Source organism: Paraburkholderia sp. DHOC27 (assembly GCF_003429005.1).
GTDB lineage: Bacteria > Pseudomonadota > Gammaproteobacteria > Burkholderiales > Burkholderiaceae > Paraburkholderia.
The window spans coordinates 1,513,748-1,537,300 of record NZ_QVQV01000001.1; the positions used below are offsets into that span (position 1 = coordinate 1,513,748).

Here is a 23,553-nt window from a genome sequence, read left to right on the forward strand (position 1 = left end):
GTCTGCTCGATGTCGGTCACAGGAAAGCGGGTACTGAAGGGATTTGACAATGGCCGATCCAGCTCTAGCCAGGCGCTTTGAGACGCTCGTATTGCCCCACATGAATTCGGCCTTCAATGTCGCACGTTGGCTGACCCATAACGACCACGACGCCCAGGACGTGGTCCAGGAGGCGTACGTCCGCGCGTTCCGGTTTTTCGCCGGCTTTCGCGGTGAGGATGCGCGCGCGTGGCTGTTGAGCATCGTGCGTAACACCTTCTATACGTGGTATCAGCAGAACCGGGCGCAGTCCGCGGATGTGACGATGTTCGAGGATGACGTGCATAGCCTCGAAGCGGACCTGCCCGAGCGCGACGATAGCCCGGAAGCGATGCTGATTCGCAGCCAGAGCCAGAAGCGCGTGCGTCACGCGTTGCGGCAACTGCGGCTGGAGTATCGGGAGGTGATCGTGTTGCGGGAGCTTGAAGAATTGTCGTACAAGGAAATTGCCGCCATCGTGGGGATTCCGATGGGCACCGTGATGTCTCGTCTCGGACGCGGCCGTCAGCAACTCGCGGCGCTGCTCGCACCCACGGATCAGGAGGCGTGATGGATCACGAACAAGCGTGTGAATTGCTGCCGGGCTACGTCGACGAGGAGTTGAGCCTGTCCGAGGCGCGTGAAGTGGAGCGTCATCTGGCGGATTGTCCCGCCTGTCAGGACGTCTACGAACAACAGCGGCAGGCAAGCCGGCAGATTCACGAAGCCGACCTGCGGGTCGAGACGCCACCCGAACTCGTGAAGCGGATTCACGCCGCGTTGCCGTTGCGGCGCTCGCTGTGGCAGCGGCTGTTCGGCGCGCCGGAGCGCGCGGCGGGTACGGTGAAGGTGGGCGGCGCATCGCTCGGCTGGGCGCCGCTCGGCGCGATGGCGGTGAGTTTTGCGGCGCTTGCGTGGAGCGCCGGGCTGTATCTGTCGACGCCGCCCGGTGACACACATCTCACCGAGGAAATCGTGGATAGCCACGTGCGCTCGTTGCAGTTCAATCACCTGTATGACGTGATCTCCACTGACCGGCACACCGTGAAGCCCTGGTTCGACGGCAAGATCGATTTCGCGCCCCCGGTGATCGACCTCGCGCCGGAGGGGTATCCGCTAGTGGGCGGCCGGCTCGATTATCTGAACGGACGCGCGGTGGCGGTGATGATCTATCGCTACAAGCTGCATCCCATCAATCTGTATGTGTGGCCCGGCAACGATTCGGGCGCCACGCCGAAGCTGGAAGTGCGCAACGGCTATCACCTTGCGCACTGGAGTGCGGCCGGCATGAACTATTGGGCCATTACCGACGCCGGCGAAGGCGAGCTGGATGGCTTTATCAATGGCTTGCGGGCTCATCAGGCTTCCTGACGAAACTTCGCTGTACGTTGATTCACGCTCACGTGCAGTTCCTGGAATAAACCGCAGCACACGGCAGTCTACTTCTCGAATCCGTCAGATGGGCCGCGGGATGATCCCGCGACTCACGCTCTGGCGGTCAATCGAGGGGTCATCATGTCGTCAGGTCTTCCATCCGATCCGGCGCGTCGCGCCGCTTTGAAATGTCTTGCCTTTGGCAGCGTGGGCACGCTGTTCATGCTGAGCGGCGGTGTGCTCGCGCCGGTCGAACTGGCGCTCGCTGCCACTTCGGGCGATGCCGCCGGTACGCCGCTCTTTCTGCAGATCAGCGATTCGCATATTGGCTTTAGCAAGGAAGCCAATCCCGATGTGGCGGGCACGCTCAAGCAGACCATCGAACTGGTCAACGCCATGCCGGTGAAACCCGCGCTGACGATTCACACGGGCGACATCACGCATCTGTCGAAACCGCAGGAGTTCGATCTCGCGGCGCAGTTGCTGTCCGGCCTGAATATCACCGAGCTGCACACGGTGCCGGGCGAGCACGACGTGACGGACGGCCCCGGCACCGAATACTTCAACCGCTTCGGCCAGGCCTCGAATAATCGCGGCTATTACAGCTTCGACCACAACGGCGTGCATTTCATCGGCCTCGTCAATGTGATGCACTTCAAGCCCAATGGCCTCGGCAGTCTGGGCGACGAGCAGCTCGCCTGGCTGAAAAACGATCTGCAGGGGCGCTCGTCGAGCACGCCCATCGTGGTGTTTGCCCATATGCCCATGTGGACGATCTACGAACCGTGGGGCTGGGGCACGGGTGATGCCGGCGAAGCGATGAGTTATCTGCAACGTTTCGGGTCGGTGACAGTGATCAACGGCCACATTCACCAGATTGTCTCGAAGGTGGAGGGCAATATCACCTTCCACACGGCACGCTCAACGGCTTATCCGCAACCCACCGCCGGAGACGGGCCCGGTCCCGGCCCGTTGAAGGTGGCAAGCGATCAGTTGCCGAAGATGCTCGGCGTGACCAGCATCAGCGTAATGCACTCGCCGCTCAGAACAACCCTGCAGGATTCCACGCTCGTTTGAGACCAACCATCTTCCATTTTTTGAAAGGCTATTCATCATGCTAAGGAATACTATTCAATCATTGTGGCGCGTTTCGATGCAGGCGTTGCTGCTGATGGTGGTCATGGGCACGTGTTCATTGGCCGAGGCGGAAGCGCCGAACACCGTCGTGATCAAAAACTTCATGTTTTCGCCGATGGACGTGACGGTCAAGGCAGGCTCGACCGTCACATGGAAGAACCTGGACGGCGAACCTCATACCGTGGTGAACGACGCGGGACTATTCCGCTCCAGTGCGCTCGACGAGAACGATAGCTTCCAGTACACCTTCGACAAGCCGGGCGTCTACAAGATTTTTTGCGGCATCCATCCCAACATGAAGGCGACCATTACCGTGCAGTAAACGGTTGTGTGAGCGGCGCCTCATGCCTTGGCCGCCGCTTTCGCCGCCGTGCGCCGTACCTTCAGTTGATGGGCCCGCAGCGGCCGCTGGTACAGATAGCCTTGCCCGTACGGCACGCCCGCGTCACGCAGCGCTGCGTGTTGCGATTCCGATTCCACGCCCTCGGCGATCACCTGCATGCCGAAATGCCGCGCCACTGAAACGATGCCCGTGATCAGTTCGACGCCGCCCGTATCGACCTGTCTGACGAATTGCCGGTCGATCTTGACGAAGTCGAACGGAAAGCGGCTCAGCAGATCGAGGTTGCTGTGCTGCGTGCCGAAGTCGTCGATGGCGAAGCGCACGCCGTGGGCCTTGAGCGTGTCGAATATCGCCACGATGCGTGGGCTCTCCATCAGCAGGAAACGCTCGGTCAATTCCAGCACGAGGCTGGTGCCCTTGGGCAGTTCGTTGCAGACAGCCAGCACCTCTGCAACGAAGCCTTTGCGTTCGAGATCTTTGGGGGCGATGTTGACGGCGATGCGCAGCGGCAACGCCGGCGCACAGCGGCCCATTTCCGCCACAGCCGTGTGCAGCATGAAGCGCGTGACGCTGGCGAGCAACGCACTGGACTCGACTTCCGGCATGAACACCGCGGGGCTGACCGCGCCCCACTTGCGGTCCTGCCAGCGCAACAGCGCCTCCACGCCGATCACCGAACGCGTCGCCATGTCGACGATGGGCTGATACACGACGTACAGGTCGCCTTGCCGCAGACCGCGCTGCACGGCGCTCAGCAGCAGACGCCGCGGCGCGAAGGCGAGCAGGTAGAGTGCGGCGATCACCACGTCCACCAACACGCCGATTGCACCGAACAGGAGTCCGTATTTCCAGCGTGTCTGCGTGACGTATCCGGGCGCCGCGACCAGTTGCACGGAAAACGGCCACGTGCTCGAGGAAACCTGCGTGGTTGCGGCATGCCCGGACTCTTCAGCGGGCAGGAACGTATTGCGATCGGTCAGCCGTCCGGCACCCGCGACGGAAAACGCAGAATGCTGCGCGCCATAGCCGACGCCGTGGGCCAGCGTGTCGGCAATATATTGGCCATCGACGACGTACAGAATGCCGGCGTCTTTCGCGGTGGCGCGATACATGACGATCACCGGCGCGCCTGGCTGAAACTGCGTTTGCCGCAGCAGGTTGAGCGAGACGGGTGCGCTGCCGCCCCGCAGGTACGGAGCGAGCGGCACGTCGATCGGTCCGAGGCCGGATGAACAGTACGCGCGGCCATTGGCAACCAGCGCGATCGTGCGGATGTAGGTGACGTAGGTCTGTTGCTGCACCAAAGGCCGCCAGACCGCATCGCAGGGACGTCCGGCGAGGGCCGCCAGATCGGATTCGTGACGCGACACGACACCGCTCAGAATGCGGTCGATGGATGCCGCGAGTTCGCTGCCAATCAGACGTTCACGCGATTCGACCGCGCGCTCGGCAACATACTCGCCGAGCATTGCGCAGGCGGTGAGGGTGAGCAGGCCGAGCAGGAGGGTGGCCACTTGCCACAGACGCAACGCGAGACCGCGCCGGATGGGAGCAACTCCGGTTGACAGGGAGCGAGGCGTCTTGCCGACAGCTTTCGACGTGTCGTACATGGCAGTGCGGCAAAAAGAGAGACGGTGCGGTCCCAGAAGCAATATGCGGCGGGACGGTGCGGCGTCTCGGTATGCTATTTATCCGATGAATATAGCACGCCTCTTTGCCGGGACGAACGCGGGCCGCGGCGTGGCGCCGTGCGACCAGCCACGGCTCGCGTTAGAACTGCATGGCGGAAAGAGTGAAAGGGACGCGCGGGGGATGCGCGCCGCCCGTGCAACGCTCGAGGTTTAAGGCTCGAGCGCTTCGTTCGCCATGCTCGGGCACAGCGCCATCATTTCGCGCTCCTCGTCGGCCAGCGCGAGTGGCGTGTGCTCGCGCAGAAACTCCACCAGCGTTTTGATCTTGGCGTCCAGGTAACGCCGCGAGCCGTACAGCGCGTAGATATTGTTGGCGCGCAGACGGTGCGTGGGCAGCACGCGTACGAGGCTGCCGTCGCGCAGGCCCGGCAGAGCGACCGAAAGGGGCAGGGGCCCGATGCCCATGCCTTCGCGGATACTGCCCGCGAGCGCTTCCGCCACGTTGACCGTGAGCGGGCTGGGGCGCATATGACGAAACACGGGTTCATCCACGGCGTCGAAGTGCCATTGGCCGTTGGGCATGTCGGGCAGCACGAGTTGCAGGCAGGTGTGCTGGTTCAGATCGGCGATATTCGCGGGCGCCGGGTGCCGCGCCAGATAGCCGGGCGAAGCGCAGAGGATCGTATACAGGCTGCCGATGCGTTGCGAGACGAGCGCGGAATCCGCCAGCTCACGCGCTACCACGACCGCGACATCGAAACCTTCTTCGATGATGTCCGGCACGCGCTGCGCCAGCACGAGTTCGATCAGCACTTCAGGAAAACGCTTGTTATAGCGGGCTATTAACGGCGCGAGATGATGCGCGCCAAAGCCCGTGGTGGCATGAACGCGAAGTTTGCCCGACGGCTGGGCCCCGGCGCCGGCCGCTTCGGCCTCTGCCAGATCGACGTGCGCGAGAATCTGTTCGCAGTGCTGTAGATACCGTTCGCCCGCTTCGGTGAGCGACATATGACGGGTGGTTCGATGCAGCAGACGCGTATGCAGGCGCGCTTCGAGATCAGTGATCGCACGCGACATCTGCGGTGTGGTCACGGACGCGAGTCCTGCTGCTTTCGTGAAGCTGCCGGCCTCTACGACGCGGACAAACATCCGCATGGTGTCCAACGTGTCCATTGTGACAGGTGCTCCAGAATTACCCAGGGGATAAGGCACTATTGTATCGTGCCAGGAATTTCCGCGATTGCCGTTAAAACACGCAATACAGTGTTTGTGGGTGTTTGATTATGCTGATTTAAAGAATACCTTATTGACGGGTTATACGCTTGACACCGGTTCTCAATCTGCCTAAATAAACATCGCGGAAGCGCTGTCGCATTTCACGCATTCCGAGCTTATGGACTGGAAACATTATTTAGGCGAGCAAGACAATGAAACTCGTAACGCTGGAGAAGGATGCCGATAATCCGCTGTCGCTGGCCAATATGCTGCGCGCCGCCGGATATCATTGCCGCGGCTATCGCAACATCAATGAGCTGGTTGAAAGCCCGTGGGTCGAGGCGTGCGATCTGGTGATTATCGACACCCAGGAAATGAAACTCGACGGCCGGCTGATCGGTTATCTGGCGCAGACTTTCTGGTCGGACCGTCCCATGCTGTTCGTCGGCAACGAGACGCGCCGTCCCACCGCGCTGGGGCGCACGGAAGACGCGTATCTCGCCAAACCGGTTACGGCCCGCGCGCTGATTGCCGGCGTCAAGACCACGCTGGCCGCCAACTGGGCGCGCTACACGGCTTCGGACGCGCTGGAGTTCGGCCGCTACCGCTTCGAGCCCGACGGGCGCGGCGTGCTGATGGACGGCGTGCATATCGCGCTCACCCACAAGGAATACCAGCTCGCGCTCCTGCTGTTTCGCAACCTGGCGCGGCCGGTGTCGCGCGTCTATCTGGCCGAGACCGTGTGGCGCCACGACGAGCGCATCAACGCCCGCACCATGACGGCGCACGTTTCCACGATCCGCTCCAAGCTGGAACTGCGGGCGTTCGGCGAATACGCGCTAAGCCCTATCTACAACTATGGCTACCGGCTCGACCCGGTGCGGCGCCCGCGCGGGCTGAACATCGCCGCGGCGCAGACGCTGCACGGTTGAGTGCAAGCGGGGAGGTGTTGGCGGGTGCCGGCAGTGGCCGCACCTGCCGCCTCCCGACGCCCTAACGCCGCATTGTTGCGTTCCGCCCACTAAAAGTTTTCTGGTTCCAGAAAATATCTATTCTCGAAACCGAAATAAAGTTCGCACCGAATTTGCAGAAATCCGAACAATTGTTAGCGCTTTTCACAAACGTCTGTTTCCTGATCGCCGAACAATCGCCACCATATGAAAATTACGCGTGTTTATCGGCGCCGCGTGCATCATTTTTGAGCATTTTCCGTCCTTTGGCTTAACCATTAATACGATTGGCTTGCAAGTTGCGGCCGGGGCGCAGTGCTAACGCATGTTGTGGCGCGACTGCCATTCCTATCCCGCAAATAATCGTTTTGGTAGACTCGCCATCAAAGTAGCAAAAGAACCCCAATTAAAAGTAGTTTTGCTTCAAACAGAGGGTGTAAAGCATCCGGCCATCCAGGAACCGCAAAACGCGAAGAGACGCGGCGTGAACGCACGCCCGCGCGGGCACCGTTTTGTCTTCCGCACATGCCCCTTGTGAACCCCCGAATAAAAATTCGACGCCTGCCCGGCGCGGTCCGGTGCTGGCTGTATGACTTGTAGTGGCTGTTTTCTTTGATTGGTATGGAGGAGAGGATGACGATGAAAAGGACTTTGCTGGCCGTCGCGCTGATGTCGGCCGGCGTGGCAGCGCAGGCTCAGACGAGCGTGACGCTGTATGGCCGCCTGGATGCGGGCATCGAGTATATGAGCGGTTTACCGGGTAACAACGGTACGGGTTCCAACTCGCGCTGGCGTCAGGAAAGCGGCGACTGGGGCACGAGCCTGTGGGGTTTGAAAGGCTCTGAGGATCTGGGTGGTGGTAATGCGGCGGTTTTTCAGTTGGAAGGCGCGTTTAGTACTGCTACGGGTCAACTGGGGCTGTCCGGATCGCTGTTCGACCGGATTGCGAACGTAGGCTTGTCGAATAACACCTTCGGTACTGCGTTGTTGGGCCGTCAGTTGCAGATCGCCAACGGCGACTGGGACTTCGATCCGTTCGGCCAGTCGAACTGGTCGTCGGCGTCGCTCGTGCGTGGCCGTAACTGGGAACACACCAGCAACAATATTTCGTATCAGTCGCCGAAGATCGATGGTGTCGACGTTTACGGTCAGTATGGTCTCGGCAACTCGACCAACTTCAACGAAGGCGTGGCGGGTGCAGCCACCGGACGCACCGACGGCCTGCAACTCACGTACACGAATTCGCTGTTCCAGTTGCGCGGCATCTACGACGAAATCCGCGACCCGCTCAACGGTCAACTGGACAACCCGTTCACCGCTTCGCGTGAATACTTTGCCGGTGCCAATCTGTTCCTCGGCAAGGTCAAGGTACAAGCCGCGTTCACGGCTGAGCGCACTTCGGGTGGTGTCGTGACGCCGGCCGGTTCGCCGACTGCACCGACCACGGCGGATATGGAGTGGGGCGGCGTGACCTACCAGGCAACGCCGGCGGCCGCGTTGATCGCAGCGGTTTACCACGTCAACACGAACAATGGCGGCGGCAACGCCACCATTTATACGGTTGGCGGCTCGTATAACCTGTCCAAGCGGACGTTGTTCGATATCCAGATTGCCCAGGTGCGTAACAGCTCGACGGCGAACTTCGGTCTCGATGCGAACAGCGAAGGCCCTGGCGGCCTGACCGATGGCGTGTACAACGAAAACCCGGTGCAGGGTCACACGCAAACTGGCGTGTATGCCGGTATTCAGCACTCGTTCTAATGTGATGGGATGCAATTAGACGTAATTGGCCGGCTGCGCTCTAGCCTCGCGTAGCCGGCCATTTTTCACGTCGCATTGAGAGGCGCGTGACGGCGCAATTCTTTACGGAATTGCGCCTTTTTTTTCGCGCCCGAACGGTTTCAGATTACTTTTTCACGCAGCCACGCGGAGGCGAGATCGATGGCAGTCACGACGACGATCACCATGATCAGCACGGCGGCAGTGGACGCATAGTCGAACGAGCGGATCGACTCGTACAGCACCACGCCGATCCCACCCGCGCCCACCATGCCCACCACCATCGCCGAGCGCACGTTCGATTCGAAGCGATAGAGCGCATACGAAATCCACAGCGGCATGACCTGCGGCAGCACGGCGTAGATGATCTCGTCGAGCCCGGTCGCGCCGGTTGCACGCACGCCTTCGGCGGGACGCGGATCAATGGCTTCGACCGCCTCGGCGAACAGCTTGGCCAGCACGCCGGTGGTATGCACCCACAGCGCGAGTACGCCGGCAAACGGGCCGAGTCCAACCGCGACGATGAACAGCATCGCGAACACCATTTCATTGATGGCGCGACAGGCGTCCATCAGGCGGCGCACCGGCTGCACGACCCACTGCGGCGCCATGTTGCGCGCACACATCAGACCGCACGGCACGGCGCACACCAGCGACAGCACTGTCCCCCACACCGCCACCGAAATCGTCACGTACATTTCGTGCACATACGTGCGCCATTCCGCGAAATTCGGCGGGAAGAAGTCCTTGGCGAACTGGCCCATGTTGCCGGCGTCCGACCACAGATCGAGCGGCCGCATGTCCGCGCCATGCCAGCCCACGCCCAGCACGACGATCACGGCAACCCAGCCGAGCAGCGACCACCAGCTCCGCTTGCCCGTATCCTGAGCGGCGGGTGGCGCGACCGGCGGCGTCGGGCGTGTGGCGGCGAAGTCGGCGGCGCTCATGGCTTGGGCGTCGCGGTGTTCAACGCGCTCAGCTTCGCGTCGAGCGCGGCGAGTTGCGTCTTGCGATCGTCGTCCGACAGATGCGTGTCGGTCTCGACCTTCTGCTTCTGCTGATACAGCGAAATCTGGCGGATCGGCAGCAACTGCGCATCGGTAGAGGGTGCAAAGCCGCCGTAGCCCGTAATCGCCATCATCACGGCCTTTTCATGCGGATCTTTCTTGCCGTAGTTCAGGAAGAACGTTCGCACCTTGTCCTTGGTGGCCTGCGGCAGATCCTTGCGCCACACCAGCGGGTCCGAGGCGATCTCCGACGATTCCCACAGCACGCGAACCTGCGCGAACTTGTCCGGGTGATCGCGCTTGAGCGAGTCGAGCAGATCGGTGTTGTTGGTCGCAATGTCGATCTTGTTGTTGATCACGGCGAGCATGTTGGCCTGGTGGCTCGACGGCAACACGGCCTTGAACGACGTATTCACCGGCGTGTTGTGTTTGGCGAACAGGTAGTAGCCAGGAATCAGCGTGCCGGAGGTGGAGTTCGGATCACCAAATCCGAGCGTGACGTCTTGGTGTTCTTGAATACATCGTCGAGCGTCTTGAAGCGGCTGTTGACGTTGGTGATCAACACGGACTTGTAGCCCGTCGCGCCGTTTGCATACACCACACGCGCAAAGACTTCTCCGTTGGCGCGATCCACCGCTTCCATTGCCGAGGCGTTGCCGAAGTAACCGACCTGCACCTTGTTAAAGCGCATGGCTTCGATGATGCCGGCGTAGTCCGTGGCGAAATAGGCCTTGATTTGCAGGCCGGTTTGCTTGCTCATGTCGTCCACCAGCGGTTGCCAGCGTTGGGCGAGCACAGCGGACGAATCCGTGGAGATGATGCCGAGGCTGAGATCTTCGGCGTGGGCCGCGAGACAGGCGAACGCGGCCGCGCCGGCGATCAGTGAGCGCAGGAATTTCATGGTGGTCAATCCAGTGGGCTGATGTGAAAAAAGACGGCGCGACGGATCAGGCAGAGTGCACGGGGTCGAGCGCGAACGCGTAACGCTGCTGCGCAAGCGGCGCGCTGGCGGGCGGCGTTGCCGTGCCGTTGGCGGTTTCCTCGTACAGTTCGCGGACGTCGTCGCCATAAAGCTGCTGGAGCAGAACTGGTGTGAGCGCGGCGGACGGACCGTCATAGACGATCTTGCCCTGGCGCAGCGCAACCGTGCGCGGGCAATACTGCATGGCGATGTCCACCTGATGCAGCGAAACCAGCACGGTCAGACCGTGATCGCGATTCAGTACGCGCAGCATGTCCATCACGCGGCGCGACGATTCCGGGTCCAGCGAGGCAATCGGCTCGTCCGCGAGCACGATGCGCGCACGCTGCACCAGCGCACGCGCGAGCGCCGCGCGTTGCTGCTGACCGCCGGAGAGCGTCGAGGCGCGTTCCTGCGCATGTTCGGCAATCCCGACTTCACCGAGCGCGGCAAGTGAAAGCGCGCGTTCGTCGCGCGGGAAACGGCCAATCACGCGCCGCCAGAACGGCAGGCGCGACAGCGCGCCGATCAGCACGTTGGCTTGAACCGAGAGCCGGTTGACCAGATTGAACTGCTGGAACACGAAACCGATATCGCGGCGAATGCGCCGCACTTCGCGCACGAGGCGGCCGTTTTGCTGAATTGGGCGGCCGAGAATCGAGATCTGCGACGGCTGCGGATCGGAGACGGTGAAGCCCGCGATGTGCCGCAGCAAGGTCGATTTGCCCGAACCCGAGGCGCCGATCAGCGCCACCATCTCGCCGGGTGCGACGCGTAGATCGATTTCGTCGAGTGCCTTGCGGCCGTTCGTGAACGTCTTGCTCAGACGTTCGATGCGGATTGCTTCCATGCGTACCCCGTCGATGCATCCGGCCACTGCCGGAACGTGTTGCACATTCTAGGAAGCCTCTGTGACGGTTGAGTGAAGGTATCTCAACGTCTAGACGACTATATCTTTGAGGATGCAAAAACGCGCGACGTTGCACGCATCACCTGCAGCAGCGATGTGACACGCGCATGACATGTCATGCGCGCGCTGCACCTAAATGCGTATCGTCATCTAGGATCGGCCGCGAACACGCTATATTGCTGAAAAGATCGCGTGCCGTCCCCAATAACCTTGCAATTACATTCGGACATCCGGCGTCGCCATGCAGGCTAAGGCTCTCAGTCTTCTTCCGGACACCTTTGCGGAGTACGAAGAACTCAAAACGATTCTCGCGGCGGGGCGCGCGAGTTTCGATGTCCGCACCCTGTGCGAGGCGAAGGTGCACGGCCGGACCTTCCCGGTGCAGACGGCGAGCATTGGCTCGAGCGATCCGCTCGCGCCCGCGATCGGTTTCTTTGGCGGCATCCACGGGCTGGAGCGCATCGGCACGCAACTCGTGCTCGACTACATGCGTGCGTTGCTGTCGCGGCTCGAATGGGACGAAGTGCTGATGCGCCAACTGCAGTCCATTCGTCTGATCTTTATGCCCATCTGCAATCCCGGCGGCATGTGGGCCGCGACGCGTGCCAATCCGAACGGCGTGGATCTGATGCGCAACGCGCCGCAGGATGCCGATGAACGTGTGCCGCCACTGGCCGGCGGCCAGCGCGTAGGTCCGTGGTTGCCCTGGTATCGCGGCAAGGTCGGCGCGCCAATGGAAGTGGAAGCAGCGGCGCTGGTGCGGCTGGTGCAGGAAGAACTCGCCTCGCGGCCGCTCAGCTTCGCGCTCGATTGCCACTCGGGCTACGGCTGGAGCGACAGCATCTGGTTTCCGTATGCGCGCACGCGCAAGCTGATGCCGCATCTGCCGGAGATGTACGCGCTCAAGACGATGTTCGAACGCGCGCATCCCCATCATGGCTACGCGTTCGAACCGCAAAGCCATCAATATCTGCTGCATGGCGATCTATGGGACTACGCGTACGATCGCACGCCGGCACCCAACGTATTCCTGCCCATGACGCTCGAACTCGGTTCGTGGTTGTGGATCAAGAAGAATCCGCGCCAGCTGTTTTCGCGTCAGGGCATGTTCAATCCGGTGAAGGCGCATCGCACGGCGCGCGTGCTGCGGCGTCATGCGAACCTGCTCGATTTCCTGACGCGCGCGGCGTTTGCCTCGCAGCGCTGGCTGCCACATGGCGCCGAACGTCTGCAACTGCTGCAGACCGCGATTGAACACTGGTATCGGACCAAGCCCGTATGAGCACGTGGATACTGCTGCGCGGACTCACGCGTGAGACCCGTCACTGGGGCACTTTTCCTGCGCGGCTGCGCGAAGCGGTGCAGGCAGAACGTCTCTTGCCGCTGGATCTGCCCGGCAACGGCACGCTCACCGCGTTGCGTGCGCCTGCCGAAGTGGCGCGCGTGGTGTCGTCGGTACGGCTTGGCGTGTTGCAGAGCGGCGTGCCTGGTCCTTACCGTGTGCTGGCCATGTCGCTGGGCGGTATGGTCGCGACCGCGTGGGCACAGCAATTTCCCGCTGAAATCGAGCGGCTGGTGTTGATCAATACCAGCATGCGGCCGTTTAGCCGCGCACCGGAACGGCTGCGACCGTCTGCATGGCCGCCACTGCTGCGCCTTGCGACGCAATGGACACGCGCACCGGAAGCCGAGGCAGTGATTCATCAACTGACCTGCAATCAACGTGAAACGCAGGCAGCCGATCTTGCCGAGTGGGCCGCGATTCGCGAGAGCGCGCCCGTGAGCCGTGCCAACGCGTTGCGTCAGCTATGGGCCGCCGCGCGTTTCGATGCGGGGCCCGTGGTGCCGCGCTGCGCAACGCTAATTCTGTCGTCGGCACAAGACCGCCTGGTGAATCCGGTGTGCTCGGCGAAGCTGGCAGCGGCGTGGGGCGCCACGCATGCGCAGCATGAGTGGGCCGGGCACGATCTGCCGCACGACGATCCCGTGTGGACGAGTGAGCGTGTGGGCGCGTGGCTGGCGGCACTGCCGCACGCGGCGGGCACCGAACAGAATACGTTTTGATTGATGAACAGACCTCAAGGAGAACACCGCATGGCTTTACGTTTGATTTCGCGCCGCTCGCTGGCGTGTGTTTGCAGCATTGGATCGGCACTGCTGGCAAGTTCGGTCATGTTGCCTGGCGCGGCCCAGGCACAGACACAAGCCGTGGTGCCCGACATGCTGACACCTGCGGAGACGACCCACGTGGTGGCGGCGCTCAAGGCAAGCGGCACGCAAGTCTATGTCTGCAAGCGCGACGCGAACCAGCAGCTTGCGTGGGTCTTCAAGGCGCCGAGCGCGGACCTGTACGACGCGGCCGGACAACTGGTCGTCAAGCACGGTGCCGGACCTTCGTGGCAGGCCACGGACGGCAGCAAGATCACCGGCAAGGTGCTCAAGCAGGCGGCGAATACGGATCAGGCGGACAGCATTCCGCTGTTGTTGTTGCAGGCCACCAATGCGGGTGGTCCGGGGATGCTCGCCAACGTACGCTACGTGCAGCGGCTCGCCACCCGTGGCGGTGTCGCGCCGAGCGCACCCTGCACGCAGGAAGGCGAGGAGGGACGCAGTCCTTACCTCGCGGAATATCTGTTTCTCGAGTAAGGCAACGATCGAACCGGCACGCAGGCATAGTGCTGCATGCCGTGCCGTGTGACGGTTCGCGCAGCGCTGCAAGGCGAGGCGCGCTGAAGGAGAGTCGATGTGCGGATGCACATCGGGTTTCAGTGATCGGGCGCATAATCCGGTTCTGACGACGCAATAGATTGCCGCCCGCAGTGGAGGAGATCATGCAAGCCAAGAACGAAGAATCCGTCGCGCACCTGCTGAACGATGTCATCGAATTCGCGCGGGAGCGATTGCCGCAGCCGGCCTTCGCTGTCGTCGAACCCTTCTTGCTGCACTACTACGATTTCGTCGACGCCGACGATCTGCAAAGCCGGACCATTGCCGATCTATACGGCGCCGCGCTGGCGCACTGGCAAACGGCGCAGCGCTTCGTGGCGGGCAGCGAACGGCTGCGCGTCTACAACCCCATCCTCGAGCAGCACGGCTGGCATTCGGACCATACGGTCATCGAAATCGTCAACGACGACATGCCGTTTCTGGTCGATTCGGTGTCGATGGCGGTCAACCGGCTCGGCCTCGCGCTGCACTCTGTCGTGCATCCGGTGTTTCGCATCTGGCGCGGCGCCGACGGCAGCATCGTCCGCGTCGGCATGGGCGCGCAGAGCGTTCAGGATGGCGACGACGGTCATTCACAACTGGCGTCGTTCATTCACTTCGAAGTGGATCGATGCGGCGATGCCGCAAAACTCGCCGAGCTGAGAGACGACATCGCCAAAGTGCTGGGCGATGTGCGAGCAGCGGTGGAGGACTGGCCGAAAATCGTCGACATGGCGCGCGCCACCATCAAGAACATGAAAGCGCACGACCACGGCGTAGAAGGCGCTGAAGCGCGGGCCTTCCTCGAATGGATGGTGGATAACCATTTCACGTTTCTCGGTCAGCGCGACTACGAACTGGTTTCGCATGACGGCGGCTTTGGTCTGCGTGCGGTGGCTGCCTCGGGACTCGGCATTCTGCGCGAGACGCTGCGGCCCGTGAACGCGACGGAGATCACGCCGCTGCCGCCCGCCGCCGCGCAGATCATCACGGCGGCCTCGCCAATTTTCCTGACCAAAGCGAATTCACGCGCCACCGTGCATCGCCCGGGCTATCTGGATTACGTCGGCATCAAGCTCACCGGCGCGGATGGCAAGACCATCGGCGAGCGGCGTTTCATTGGGCTCTACACGTCCACGGCGTATTTCGTTTCGGCTGCGGAAATTCCGATTGTGCGGCGCAAATGCGCGAACATCGTCAGACGGGCGGGTTTCCTGCCGAAGGGGCATCTGGCGAAATCGCTCGTGACAGTGCTCGAAACCTATCCACGCGACGAACTGTTTCAGGCCGAAGAAGATCAGCTTTACGACATCGCACTCGGCGTGCTGCGTTTGCAGGAGCATCAGCGCACGCGGCTCTTCGTGCGGCGCGATCGTTTCGACCGCTTCGTGTCGTGTCTGGTGTTCGTGCCGCGCGACAAGTACAACACCGACTTGCGGCGGCGCATCGCGAAGCTGTTGATGGGCGCGTTCAACGGTGCGAGTGTGGAGTTCACGCCGCTCCTCTCCGAGTCGACACTCGCGCGGATTCATTTCGTCGTGCATGCCGAACCGGGTGCGATGCCCGAGGTGGACACGCGCGAACTCGAAGCGCGGCTCGTACAGGTGACGCGACGCTGGCAGGACGATCTGGCCGATGCGCTGCTCGATGCGTTTGGCGAAGAGCAGGGCAACCGCCTGTTGCAGCAGTACGCCGATTCGTTTCCTGCCGGCTATCGCGATGATTACCCGGCGCGTACCGCAGTGCGTGATATCGAACTGATAGAACCGTTGCAGGGCAGCGAGCGCATCGCGATGAACCTGTATCGTCCCATCGAAGCGGGGCCGCGCGCATTTCGCTTTAAGGTGTACCGCGCCAATCATCCTATTGCGCTGTCGCGCAGTTTGCCGATGCTCGAACATCTCGGCGTGCGGGTCGATGAAGAGCGGCCTTATCTGATCGAATCAGTGGGGGCGACGCCCGCGTGGGTGCACGATTTTGGACTCGAACTGGCGGACGATACGGAGTTCGATATCGAGCGCGTGAAGGATCTTTTCGAGGACGCCTTCCAGCAGGTGTGGACCGGCGAAATAGAGAGCGACGATTTCAACCGGCTCGTGTTGCGCGCGCAACTCGGGGCGCGTGAGGTGACGATTCTGCGGGCGTATGCCAAGTATCTGCGCCAGGTGGGCTCCACCTTTAGCGACGCGTATATCGAGCGTGCGCTGACCGGCAATCCGGCAATTGCGCGCAAGCTGGTCGAACTCTTCGTGGCGCGCTTCGATCCCAAAGCGGCCGATTCGCGCGATGCCCGCGTCGAACTGCTGCTGAAATGGATCGATACCGCGCTCGACCAGGTGCCGAACCTCGACGAGGATCGTATCCTGCGGCAGTTTCTCGGCACCATCAAGGCAACCGAGCGCACCAACTACTACCGGCTCGATGAGCACGGCGCGCCGAAGCCTTACCTGTCGTTCAAGTTCAATCCCGCACACGTGCCGGGCTTGCCGGAACCCAAGCCGATGTTCGAGATCTGGGTGTATTCGCCGCGCGTGGAAGGGGTGCATCTGCGCGGTGGACGCGTGGCGCGCGGCGGCCTGCGCTGGTCGGACCGGCGCGAAGACTTCCGCACGGAAGTGCTGGGTCTGATGAAAGCGCAGATGGTGAAAAACGTGGTGATCGTGCCGGTGGGATCGAAAGGGGGCTTCGTGGTGAAGAACCCGCCGCCGCCGACTGACCGCGAAGCGTGGATGCGCGAAGGCATTGCCTGCTATCAGACCTTTTTGCGCGGCCTGCTCGATCTGACCGACAACCTCGCCGGCACCGAAATCGTGCCACCGCCGGACGTGGTGCGTCACGACCCGGATGATCCGTATCTGGTCGTGGCAGCCGACAAGGGCACGGCAACGTTCTCCGACTACGCCAACGCCATCTCCCACGAATACGGCTTCTGGCTCGACGACGCGTTTGCATCGGGCGGCTCGGTGGGCTACGACCACAAGAAAATGGCAATCACGGCGCGTGGCGCGTGGGAGTCGGTCAAGCGGCATTTCCGCGAGATGGGCGTCGATACCCAGACCACGGATTTCACCGTGGTAGGCGTGGGCGATATGTCGGGCGACGTGTTCGGCAACGGCATGCTGCTGTCGCCGCATATCAAACTGGTGGCTGCATTCGATCACCGTCACATCTTCCTCGATCCGAACCCGGACCCTGCCGCGAGTCTGGCGGAACGCGCCCGCCTGTTCCAGCTCGAACGCTCCAGTTGGGCGGACTACGACCCTTCGGTAATATCCGCGGGCGGCGGTATTTTTCCGCGCGCTGCCAAGACGGTGCCGGTCTCTGCCGCGATGCAAACGGTGTTGGGTATCAACGTGGCCGCGCTTGCGCCGAATGAACTGATTCGCGCCATTTTGCAGGCGCCGGTGGACCTGCTCTACAACGGCGGCATTGGCACGTATGTGAAGGCAAGCCGCGAGACGCATTTGCAGGTGGGCGATCGCGCCAATGACGCCGTGCGCGTGAACGGCGCGGACTTGCGTTGCAAGGTCGTGGCCGAAGGGGGCAACCTCGGCCTCACGCAACTCGGCCGCATCGAGTTTGCGTTGAAGGGTGGCCGGATCAATACGGATGCGATTGATAACTCGGCAGGCGTCGATTGTTCGGATCACGAAGTAAACATCAAGATTCTGCTCGGGCTGGTGGTGAGCGAAGGCGAGATGACCGAGAAGCAGCGTAACGCACAACTGGCCGCGATGACCGATGAAGTGGGCCTGCTGGTGCTACAGGACAATTACTACCAGACGCAGGCGTTGTCGATTGCGGGGCGCTACAGCGTCGAACTGTTTGACGCGGAAACACGCTTCATGCGCTGGCTCGAACGGGCCGGGCGGTTGAATCGCGTGATCGAATTTCTGCCTACGGACGAAGAGATCGCCGAGCGGCTGGCGGCGAAACAGGGCTTGACCTCGCCCGAGCGCGCCGTGCTGCTCGCCTACAGCAAGATGTGGCTGTACGACGCGCTGCTGGACTCCAGCATGCCGGAAGACCCGCTGGTGAGCGGCATGTTGATCGAGTATTTCCCCAACCCGCTGCGCGAGCGCTTCAGCGAACCGATGCACCGTCATCCGCTGCGGCGTGAAATTCTCGCCACGTATCTGACCAATGCGCTCGTGAATCGCGTCGGCCTTGAATTCGTGCACCGCCTGATGGAGGAGACGGACGCAGAGCCAGGCGAGATCGTGCGAGCCTGCATCATGGCGCGCGACGTGTTCGATCTGGACGACGTCTGGTGCAGCATCGACGCACTGGATAACCGCGTGGCCGACGACGTGCAGGCGCGCATGTTCGTCGAAGTCGCGCGGTTGGTGGAGCGCTCGGCGCTGTGGTTCCTGCGGCAATTGCAATCCGGTGCCGTGACGGACGTGGCGGGTCTGCTGGCGCGTTGCCGTGACGCCGCGCAACGGCTCGCGTCGCAATGGCCCACGCTGCTGCCGGCCGCGGACCTGGACGCGCTCTCGGAGCGGCAACGCGTACTCGTGGATGCCGGCGTGGACAGCGAACTCGCGGTGCGGGTGGCGAGCGGGGAAATTTCTGCGGCGCTGCTCGATATCGCCGAGGTGGCCGCCACCTGTGGCCGCAGTCTCGAACTGGTGGCGGGCGTGTATTTCGCGCTCGGCACGCAACTGAACTACGGCTGGATTGCCGAGCGCGCCAACGCGCTGCCAGCGCCCACGCATTGGGACATGCTCGCGCGGGCGGCGGCGCTCGCGGAACTCGCGCGGCTCAAGCGTGCGCTGACGACCAGTGCGCTGGCGGGCGCCACGGAATCGTCCACGCCCGATGAACTCGTCGAAGCCTGGCAGGCACGCCGCGCAGTGCCGCTGGAGCGCTACGCGCGTTTGCTGGCAGATCTGCGCGCCACGGGCGGTGCGAGCCTGGCCACGCTGCTGGTTATCGTGCGGGAAATGGCGTCTTTGGAGCGCTGTTAGGGCGTTCGTCAAAACGCCCGTTGTGATGGTGGAAAATGAACGGGTGGCGTGCCGGTTGGACGCATGTCGCCCGGATTGCCCATAATACGGCTATTGTCTTTCCCACTTCACCTTTCATCTTTGTCCCGCCATGACCGACCACGCTGTCCTTAATCCCGCTGTGCCGCGCCTCACCAGCCTCTCGCATGGTGGCGGCTGCGGCTGCAAGATCGCGCCGGGCGTCCTGTCCGATCTGCTCAAACGCAGCGTGCCGCTGCCGGCCTTCCCCGACCTGCTGGTGGGCACCGAAACGGCTGACGACGCGGCGGTCTACCGCCTGAACGACGAGCAGGCCATCGTGGCCACGACCGACTTCTTCATGCCGATCGTCGACGATCCGTATGATTTCGGCCGCATCGCCGCGACCAATGCACTCTCGGATGTCTACGCCATGGGCGGCAAACCGATTCTCGCCCTGGCGCTGGTCGGCATGCCCATCAATGTGCTGCCGCATGACGTGATTGCGGCCGTGCTGCGCGGCGGCGAGGATGTGTGCACCCAGGCGGGCATTCCGGTGGCGGGCGGTCATTCCATTGATTCGGTCGAACCCATCTACGGACTCGCGGCACTCGGTGTGGTGCATCCACAGCGCGTCAAACGCAACGCGGCCGCGAAGGCGGGCGACGTACTGGTGCTCGGCAAACCGCTGGGCGTGGGCGTGCTGTCGGCGGCGTTGAAGAAAAATCAGCTGGACGACGCGGGCTATGCCGCGATGATTGCGCACACCACCAAACTAAATCGTCCGGGCACCGAACTGGCCGCGTTGCCAGGCGTGCATGCATTGACGGACGTGACGGGCTTCGGTCTGCTCGGCCATACGCTGGAACTGGCGCGCGGTGCGGGTTTGAGCGCGCATTTGCATTACGCGGATTTGCCGTGGATCGCGGGCGTCGAAGCCTTTGCGGCCGCAGGCGTGATAACGGGCGCGTCGGGGCGTAACTGGGCCTCGTATGGCGAGAGCATTCGCTTGAGCGATGGCCTGCCCGCGGTTGCCCAGGCACTCCTGACTGATCCGCAGACTTCCGGCGGTTTGCTGGTGGCGTGCGCACCGGATGCCGTCGACGACGTGCTGGCCATTTTCCGCGCCGACGGTTTCGATGATGTCGCGGTGATCGGCGAAATGCGTGACGTGAGCGACGGCAAGCCGCGCGTCGAGGTGGCCTGATTGAAAGAGGAATCGCCGAAAGCCATCTTCTACGCCCTCGCTGCCAACCTCGGGATCGCCATCTGCAAGTTCGCTGCAGCGGCGTTCACGCAGTCCGGTTCGATGTTCGCCGAGGCCATTCACTCTACCGCCGACTGCGGCAATCAACTCCTGCTGCTGTTCGGTCTGCGCGAGGCGCGCCGACCGCCTAGCCCGTTGCATCCAATGGGAGCAGGGCGCGAGATCAATTTTTATTCGCTGCTGGTGGCGCTGCTGCTGTTTTTCGTCGGCGGGGCGTTTTCCGTGTACGAGGGCATTCATCGTCTGTTCGCCCGCGAGCCGCTGACCTATGCGTTCGTCGCGCTGGCGGTGCTGGGCGTTTCGGTGGTGCTCGAAACCTTATCGCTGATGGGTGCGATCCGCGAGATTCGCAAGACGCATCCCGACAAGTCGATGTGGCGCTGGTTTCGCGAAACGCGCGAATCCGATCTGCTGGTGGTGGCGGGTGAAGACATCGCGGCACTCGCGGGCCTCGCCATCGCGTTCGTCGCGGTGCTGCTCACCATGATCACGGGCAATCCGCTTTTCGATGCGCTCGGCTCGATTGGTGTGGGCCTACTGCTGATGGTGATTGCCTGCCTCGTGGCGCGCGAAGTGAAGTCGATGATCGTCGGCGAGTCGGCGGGACCGGAAGTGCGGGGCGCGATCGAAGCGCATCTGCGGGCCCGCAGCGAAATCCGCAGCATCATCAATCTGATTACGCTGCAATGGGGACGCGAGGTGGTGGTGGCGGTGCAGGCAGAGATGATCGAATACGACAGCGGCCGCGCGATGGTCGATGCGATCAACGTGATCGAAGCGAACCTGCAGGAAACGTTTCCGCAGGTTCGCTGGGTGTTTTTCGAGCCCGACGTGCCGCGCAGCGAGCGGGCTCGGTGATCAACTTAGTGGTCAACTTAGTGGTCAACTCAGTGATCAACTCAACAAAGACCGCGTCTGCGCATTGACACACAACGCGAGGTTAAGCGCTTACTTGAAGCCCGTCACCTCATGCGGCACATACAGTTCTTCGAGCTGTTTGATTTCCTCGTCGCTGAGCTTGAGTGAGAGCGCTGCAACCGCATCGTCCAGATGATGCGGCTTGCTGGCGCCGATGATCGGCGCGCTGATCGCGCTCTTTTGCAGCACCCATGCAAGCGCCACCTGGGCGCGCGGCACACCGCGCGCCGTGGCAATCTCGCCCACGCGTTCGACGATGCGGCGATCCGTATCTTCGGTGTTCGCATACAGCGAGCGGCCGAATTCATCGGTTTCCGAACGGGCGCTACTGGTGTTCCAGTCACGCGTAAGACGGCCACGCGCCAGCGGGCTCCACGGAATCACGCCAATGCCTTCGCTTTCGCACAGCGGCAGCATTTCGCGCTCTTCTTCGCGATAGAGCAGATTGACGTAGTTCTGCATCGTCACGAAGCGGGTCCAGCCGTGCTGTTCGGCCACGTGCAGGGCCTTCGAGAACTGCCACGCGTACATGGACGATGCGCCGATGTAGCGCGCCTTACCGGCCTTCACGACATCGTGGAGCGCCTCCATCGTTTCTTCGATGGGCGTGGTGTAGTCCCAGCGGTGAATCTGGTAAAGATCGACATAGTCTGTGCCCAGACGCTTCAGACTCGCGTCGATTTCCGCCATGATGACCTTGCGCGACAGGCCCATACCGTTCGGCCCCGCATGCATGCGTCCATGCACCTTGGTGGCGAGCACGATCTCATCGCGCTTGGCGAGGTCCTTGAGCGCACGGCCTACGATCTCTTCGCTGGTGCCATCGGAGTAGACGTTGGCGGTATCGAAGAAGTTGATGCCGTGATCGAGCGCCTGCTTGATGAACGGGCGCGACTCGTTTTCACCGAGCGTCCACGGATGATTACCGCGCTCGGGAATGCCATACGTCATGCAACCCAGACAAAGACGCGATACGTCGAGACCCGTACGACCCAGTTTTACATAGTCCATTGCCTCACTCCTGTAGAGATGCACAATTCTGAATTGCGATTATGGAAAGCGTAGCGCTACTATTCACACGAGAGCGCCTGCCACGTTCAGGATATTTCAAAATGGCGCGGATTTCACGCCGCGTGCTTATTTAAACAAAGGAAAACCAGCAATGCAGAAGCGTATTCTCGCGGCAAGTGTGGCGTTGAGCCTCGGCATGCTCGCCGGTGTTTCGTTATTGCCGGCGGCCCATGCTGAAGCCGGAAACGCCACACCAGGCAATGCACGACATGCAGCCGTGCCACGCACGCGTCACGTCAAGGTGATGATCGTCTCGATGTTCGGACCAGAAGGGAAGGTGTGGCTCGATCACCTTGGCCCGTGGCAGGCCATTACGGTGGAGGGCCTCTCGCCGGATTATCCGCAGGTGCATTGCAACGCGCAGGATGTCTGCGTGATGACCACCGGCATGGGGCACGCCAATGCGGCGGCGTCGATGATGGCGTTGAGTTTCTCGCCGCGTTTCGATTTGCGGCACACGTATTTCATGGTGGCGGGAATCGCCGGTATCGACCCGCAGCAAGGCACGCTCGGCACCGCTGCGTGGGCGAAGTATCTGGTGGACTTCGGCATTCAATGGGAAATCGACGCGCGCGAAATTCCGCCGGACTGGAACTCGGGCTACCTCGGCATCAATACGAAGAGCCCCACGGATAAACCGCCGCTCGACTACCGTACGGAAGTGTTCCAGTTGAATCCGCAACTCGCCGACGCGGCCTTTGCGTTGTCGCGCAACGTCACGCTCGCCGATAACGCGCAGGCGCAGGCGGCCCGCGCCAAATTCGATTCCGCGCCCGCCAATCAGCCGCCCAAAGTGACCCAGTGCGACACGCTAGGCGGCGATACGTGGTGGTCGGGTACGAAACTCGGGGATCGGGCGCGCGAATGGACCAAAATCCTTACCGACGGCAAGGGCGTCTACTGCACGACGCAGCAGGAAGATAACGCGACTTATGAAGCGCTGAAGCGTGCGGCTAGTGCGAATCGGGTCGACTTGAGCCGCGTCGCGGTATTGCGTGCAGGCTCGGATTTCGACCGGCCGTATCAAGGCCAGACCAGTGTGGATAATCTGCTGAATTACGCCGCGCAAGGCGGCTTCGATATCGCGCTCGACAATCTTTATCGAGCGGGAAATCCACTCGTCCAGCAGATCGTGACCCACTGGAGCGAGTGGCGTGAAGGTGTTCCGAAACCTTGAACAACGATCGGTACGACCCGATGCTTAAGGCTCCTTACTACATGGAAACCGTTTCGCGCTTAGTGACGGAACGGGGTCCACACAGGGGTATCGCTATTCCAGTGATCCAGTTCGGATGGGGT

Annotated in this window: 18 protein-coding genes and 1 pseudogene; 13 read left to right on the forward strand and 6 right to left on the reverse strand. The window is 62.0% G+C overall.

Features of this window, described 5'->3' with window-relative positions:
• Positions 1 to 49: 49 nt before the first annotated feature.
• The 4 genes from D0B32_RS06645 to D0B32_RS06660 all read left to right on the forward strand — a co-directional run bounded on the left by D0B32_RS06645 (position 50) and on the right by D0B32_RS06660 (position 2,851).
• Complete coding sequence (locus tag D0B32_RS06645) at positions 50 to 589, forward strand: sigma-70 family RNA polymerase sigma factor (protein ID WP_117332925.1); 540 nt, start codon at positions 50 to 52, stop codon at positions 587 to 589.
• On the forward strand, positions 589 to 1,389 hold the full coding sequence (locus tag D0B32_RS06650) for an anti-sigma factor (RefSeq protein ID WP_117332927.1): 801 nt from the start codon (positions 589 to 591) through the stop codon (positions 1,387 to 1,389). Before D0B32_RS06645 ends, D0B32_RS06650 begins: the two co-directional genes overlap by 1 nt.
• 144 nt (positions 1,390 to 1,533) lie before the next feature.
• Positions 1,534 to 2,469, forward strand: coding sequence for a metallophosphoesterase (locus D0B32_RS06655; protein ID WP_117332929.1), 936 nt, complete (start codon positions 1,534 to 1,536; stop codon positions 2,467 to 2,469).
• 94 nt (positions 2,470 to 2,563) lie between these two features.
• Positions 2,564 to 2,851: a cupredoxin family copper-binding protein gene (locus tag D0B32_RS06660; protein ID WP_259294933.1), complete on the forward strand. Its 288-nt coding sequence runs from the start codon at positions 2,564 to 2,566 to the stop codon at positions 2,849 to 2,851.
• Positions 2,852 to 2,871: 20 nt separating this feature from the next.
• Here D0B32_RS06660 and D0B32_RS06665 read toward each other — a convergent pair whose 3' ends face one another.
• Positions 2,872 to 4,482: a cyclic diguanylate phosphodiesterase gene (locus tag D0B32_RS06665; RefSeq protein ID WP_117332932.1), complete on the reverse strand. Its 1,611-nt coding sequence runs from the start codon at positions 4,480 to 4,482 to the stop codon at positions 2,872 to 2,874.
• A gap of 231 nt (positions 4,483 to 4,713) precedes the next feature.
• The gene (locus D0B32_RS06670; RefSeq protein ID WP_117332934.1) at positions 4,714 to 5,676 is read right to left on the reverse strand and encodes a LysR family transcriptional regulator; all 963 of its coding nucleotides are present in this window, start codon (positions 5,674 to 5,676) and stop codon (positions 4,714 to 4,716) included.
• 254 nt (positions 5,677 to 5,930) lie between these two features.
• On the opposite strand from D0B32_RS06670, the gene D0B32_RS06675 reads away from it, so the two are divergent.
• Both D0B32_RS06675 and D0B32_RS06680 read left to right on the forward strand, forming a co-directional pair.
• Positions 5,931 to 6,650, forward strand: a complete 720-nt coding sequence (locus D0B32_RS06675; RefSeq protein ID WP_117332936.1) for a response regulator transcription factor — start codon at positions 5,931 to 5,933, stop codon at positions 6,648 to 6,650.
• A 657-nt stretch (positions 6,651 to 7,307) separates the two neighbouring features.
• Positions 7,308 to 8,429 (forward strand): porin, encoded by a 1,122-nt coding sequence (locus D0B32_RS06680; RefSeq protein ID WP_117333494.1) that lies wholly within the window; start codon positions 7,308 to 7,310, stop codon positions 8,427 to 8,429.
• Positions 8,430 to 8,569: 140 nt separating this feature from the next.
• Here the strand turns inward: D0B32_RS06680 and phnE are convergent, their stop codons facing one another.
• From phnE to phnC, 3 genes and pseudogenes are all read right to left on the reverse strand, one after another.
• Positions 8,570 to 9,394 (reverse strand): phosphonate ABC transporter, permease protein PhnE, encoded by an 825-nt coding sequence (phnE, locus tag D0B32_RS06685; protein WP_117332938.1) that lies wholly within the window; start codon positions 9,392 to 9,394, stop codon positions 8,570 to 8,572.
• Positions 9,391 to 10,355: pseudogene (gene phnD / locus D0B32_RS06690) on the reverse strand (phosphonate ABC transporter substrate-binding protein). Before phnD ends, phnE begins: the two are co-directional and overlap by 4 nt.
• Before the next feature lie 46 nt (positions 10,356 to 10,401).
• Positions 10,402 to 11,280 (reverse strand): phosphonate ABC transporter ATP-binding protein, encoded by an 879-nt coding sequence (gene phnC, locus D0B32_RS06695; RefSeq protein WP_181969755.1) that lies wholly within the window; start codon positions 11,278 to 11,280, stop codon positions 10,402 to 10,404.
• Between the two features lie 286 nt (positions 11,281 to 11,566).
• Here phnC and D0B32_RS06700 point away from each other — a divergent pair, with 286 nt between their 5' ends.
• The 6 genes from D0B32_RS06700 (at position 11,567) to D0B32_RS06725 (ending at position 21,123) form a co-directional block, all read left to right on the forward strand.
• The gene (locus D0B32_RS06700) at positions 11,567 to 12,607 is read left to right on the forward strand and encodes a M14 family zinc carboxypeptidase (RefSeq protein ID WP_117332942.1); all 1,041 of its coding nucleotides are present in this window, start codon (positions 11,567 to 11,569) and stop codon (positions 12,605 to 12,607) included.
• Positions 12,604 to 13,389 (forward strand): alpha/beta fold hydrolase, encoded by a 786-nt coding sequence (locus tag D0B32_RS06705; protein WP_117332944.1) that lies wholly within the window; start codon positions 12,604 to 12,606, stop codon positions 13,387 to 13,389. Before D0B32_RS06700 ends, D0B32_RS06705 begins: the two co-directional genes overlap by 4 nt.
• A gap of 30 nt (positions 13,390 to 13,419) precedes the next feature.
• Positions 13,420 to 13,971 (forward strand): DUF3455 domain-containing protein, encoded by a 552-nt coding sequence (locus D0B32_RS06710; RefSeq protein ID WP_310591180.1) that lies wholly within the window; start codon positions 13,420 to 13,422, stop codon positions 13,969 to 13,971.
• Between the two features lie 185 nt (positions 13,972 to 14,156).
• Entirely contained in the window at positions 14,157 to 19,001 is a 4,845-nt protein-coding gene (locus D0B32_RS06715) for an NAD-glutamate dehydrogenase (RefSeq protein ID WP_117332946.1), read from the forward strand.
• Between the two features lie 130 nt (positions 19,002 to 19,131).
• Positions 19,132 to 20,205 (forward strand): selenide, water dikinase SelD, encoded by a 1,074-nt coding sequence (selD, locus tag D0B32_RS06720; RefSeq protein ID WP_117332948.1) that lies wholly within the window; start codon positions 19,132 to 19,134, stop codon positions 20,203 to 20,205.
• A complete protein-coding gene (locus tag D0B32_RS06725) occupies positions 20,206 to 21,123 on the forward strand; it encodes a cation diffusion facilitator family transporter (RefSeq protein ID WP_117332950.1) in 918 nt (305 codons plus the stop codon).
• 90 nt (positions 21,124 to 21,213) lie between these two features.
• Here the strand turns inward: D0B32_RS06725 and D0B32_RS06730 are convergent, their stop codons facing one another.
• On the reverse strand, positions 21,214 to 22,194 hold the full coding sequence (locus D0B32_RS06730; RefSeq protein ID WP_117332952.1) for an aldo/keto reductase: 981 nt from the start codon (positions 22,192 to 22,194) through the stop codon (positions 21,214 to 21,216).
• A 151-nt stretch (positions 22,195 to 22,345) separates the two neighbouring features.
• Between D0B32_RS06730 and D0B32_RS06735 the strand changes: the two genes are divergently transcribed.
• Positions 22,346 to 23,431: a purine nucleoside permease gene (locus D0B32_RS06735; protein ID WP_117332954.1), complete on the forward strand. Its 1,086-nt coding sequence runs from the start codon at positions 22,346 to 22,348 to the stop codon at positions 23,429 to 23,431.
• Positions 23,432 to 23,553: the final 122 nt, after the last annotated feature.

Coding starts and splice junctions, on each gene's coding strand:
- D0B32_RS06645 (WP_117332925.1), top strand. CDS start 50: ATGGCCGATCCAGCTCTAGCCAGGCGCTTTGAGACGCTCGTATTGCCC.
- D0B32_RS06650 (WP_117332927.1), top strand. CDS start 589: ATGGATCACGAACAAGCGTGTGAATTGCTGCCGGGCTACGTCGACGAG.
- D0B32_RS06655 (WP_117332929.1), top strand. CDS start 1,534: ATGTCGTCAGGTCTTCCATCCGATCCGGCGCGTCGCGCCGCTTTGAAA.
- D0B32_RS06660 (WP_259294933.1), top strand. CDS start 2,564: ATGGTGGTCATGGGCACGTGTTCATTGGCCGAGGCGGAAGCGCCGAAC.
- D0B32_RS06665 (WP_117332932.1), bottom strand. CDS start 4,482: ATGTACGACACGTCGAAAGCTGTCGGCAAGACGCCTCGCTCCCTGTCA.
- D0B32_RS06670 (WP_117332934.1), bottom strand. CDS start 5,676: ATGGACACGTTGGACACCATGCGGATGTTTGTCCGCGTCGTAGAGGCC.
- D0B32_RS06675 (WP_117332936.1), top strand. CDS start 5,931: ATGAAACTCGTAACGCTGGAGAAGGATGCCGATAATCCGCTGTCGCTG.
- D0B32_RS06680 (WP_117333494.1), top strand. CDS start 7,308: ATGAAAAGGACTTTGCTGGCCGTCGCGCTGATGTCGGCCGGCGTGGCA.
- phnE (WP_117332938.1), bottom strand. CDS start 9,394: ATGAGCGCCGCCGACTTCGCCGCCACACGCCCGACGCCGCCGGTCGCG.
- D0B32_RS06700 (WP_117332942.1), top strand. CDS start 11,567: ATGCAGGCTAAGGCTCTCAGTCTTCTTCCGGACACCTTTGCGGAGTAC.
- D0B32_RS06705 (WP_117332944.1), top strand. CDS start 12,604: ATGAGCACGTGGATACTGCTGCGCGGACTCACGCGTGAGACCCGTCAC.
- D0B32_RS06710 (WP_310591180.1), top strand. CDS start 13,420: ATGGCTTTACGTTTGATTTCGCGCCGCTCGCTGGCGTGTGTTTGCAGC.
- D0B32_RS06715 (WP_117332946.1), top strand. CDS start 14,157: ATGCAAGCCAAGAACGAAGAATCCGTCGCGCACCTGCTGAACGATGTC.
- selD (WP_117332948.1), top strand. CDS start 19,132: ATGACCGACCACGCTGTCCTTAATCCCGCTGTGCCGCGCCTCACCAGC.
- D0B32_RS06730 (WP_117332952.1), bottom strand. CDS start 22,194: ATGGACTATGTAAAACTGGGTCGTACGGGTCTCGACGTATCGCGTCTT.
- D0B32_RS06735 (WP_117332954.1), top strand. CDS start 22,346: ATGCAGAAGCGTATTCTCGCGGCAAGTGTGGCGTTGAGCCTCGGCATG.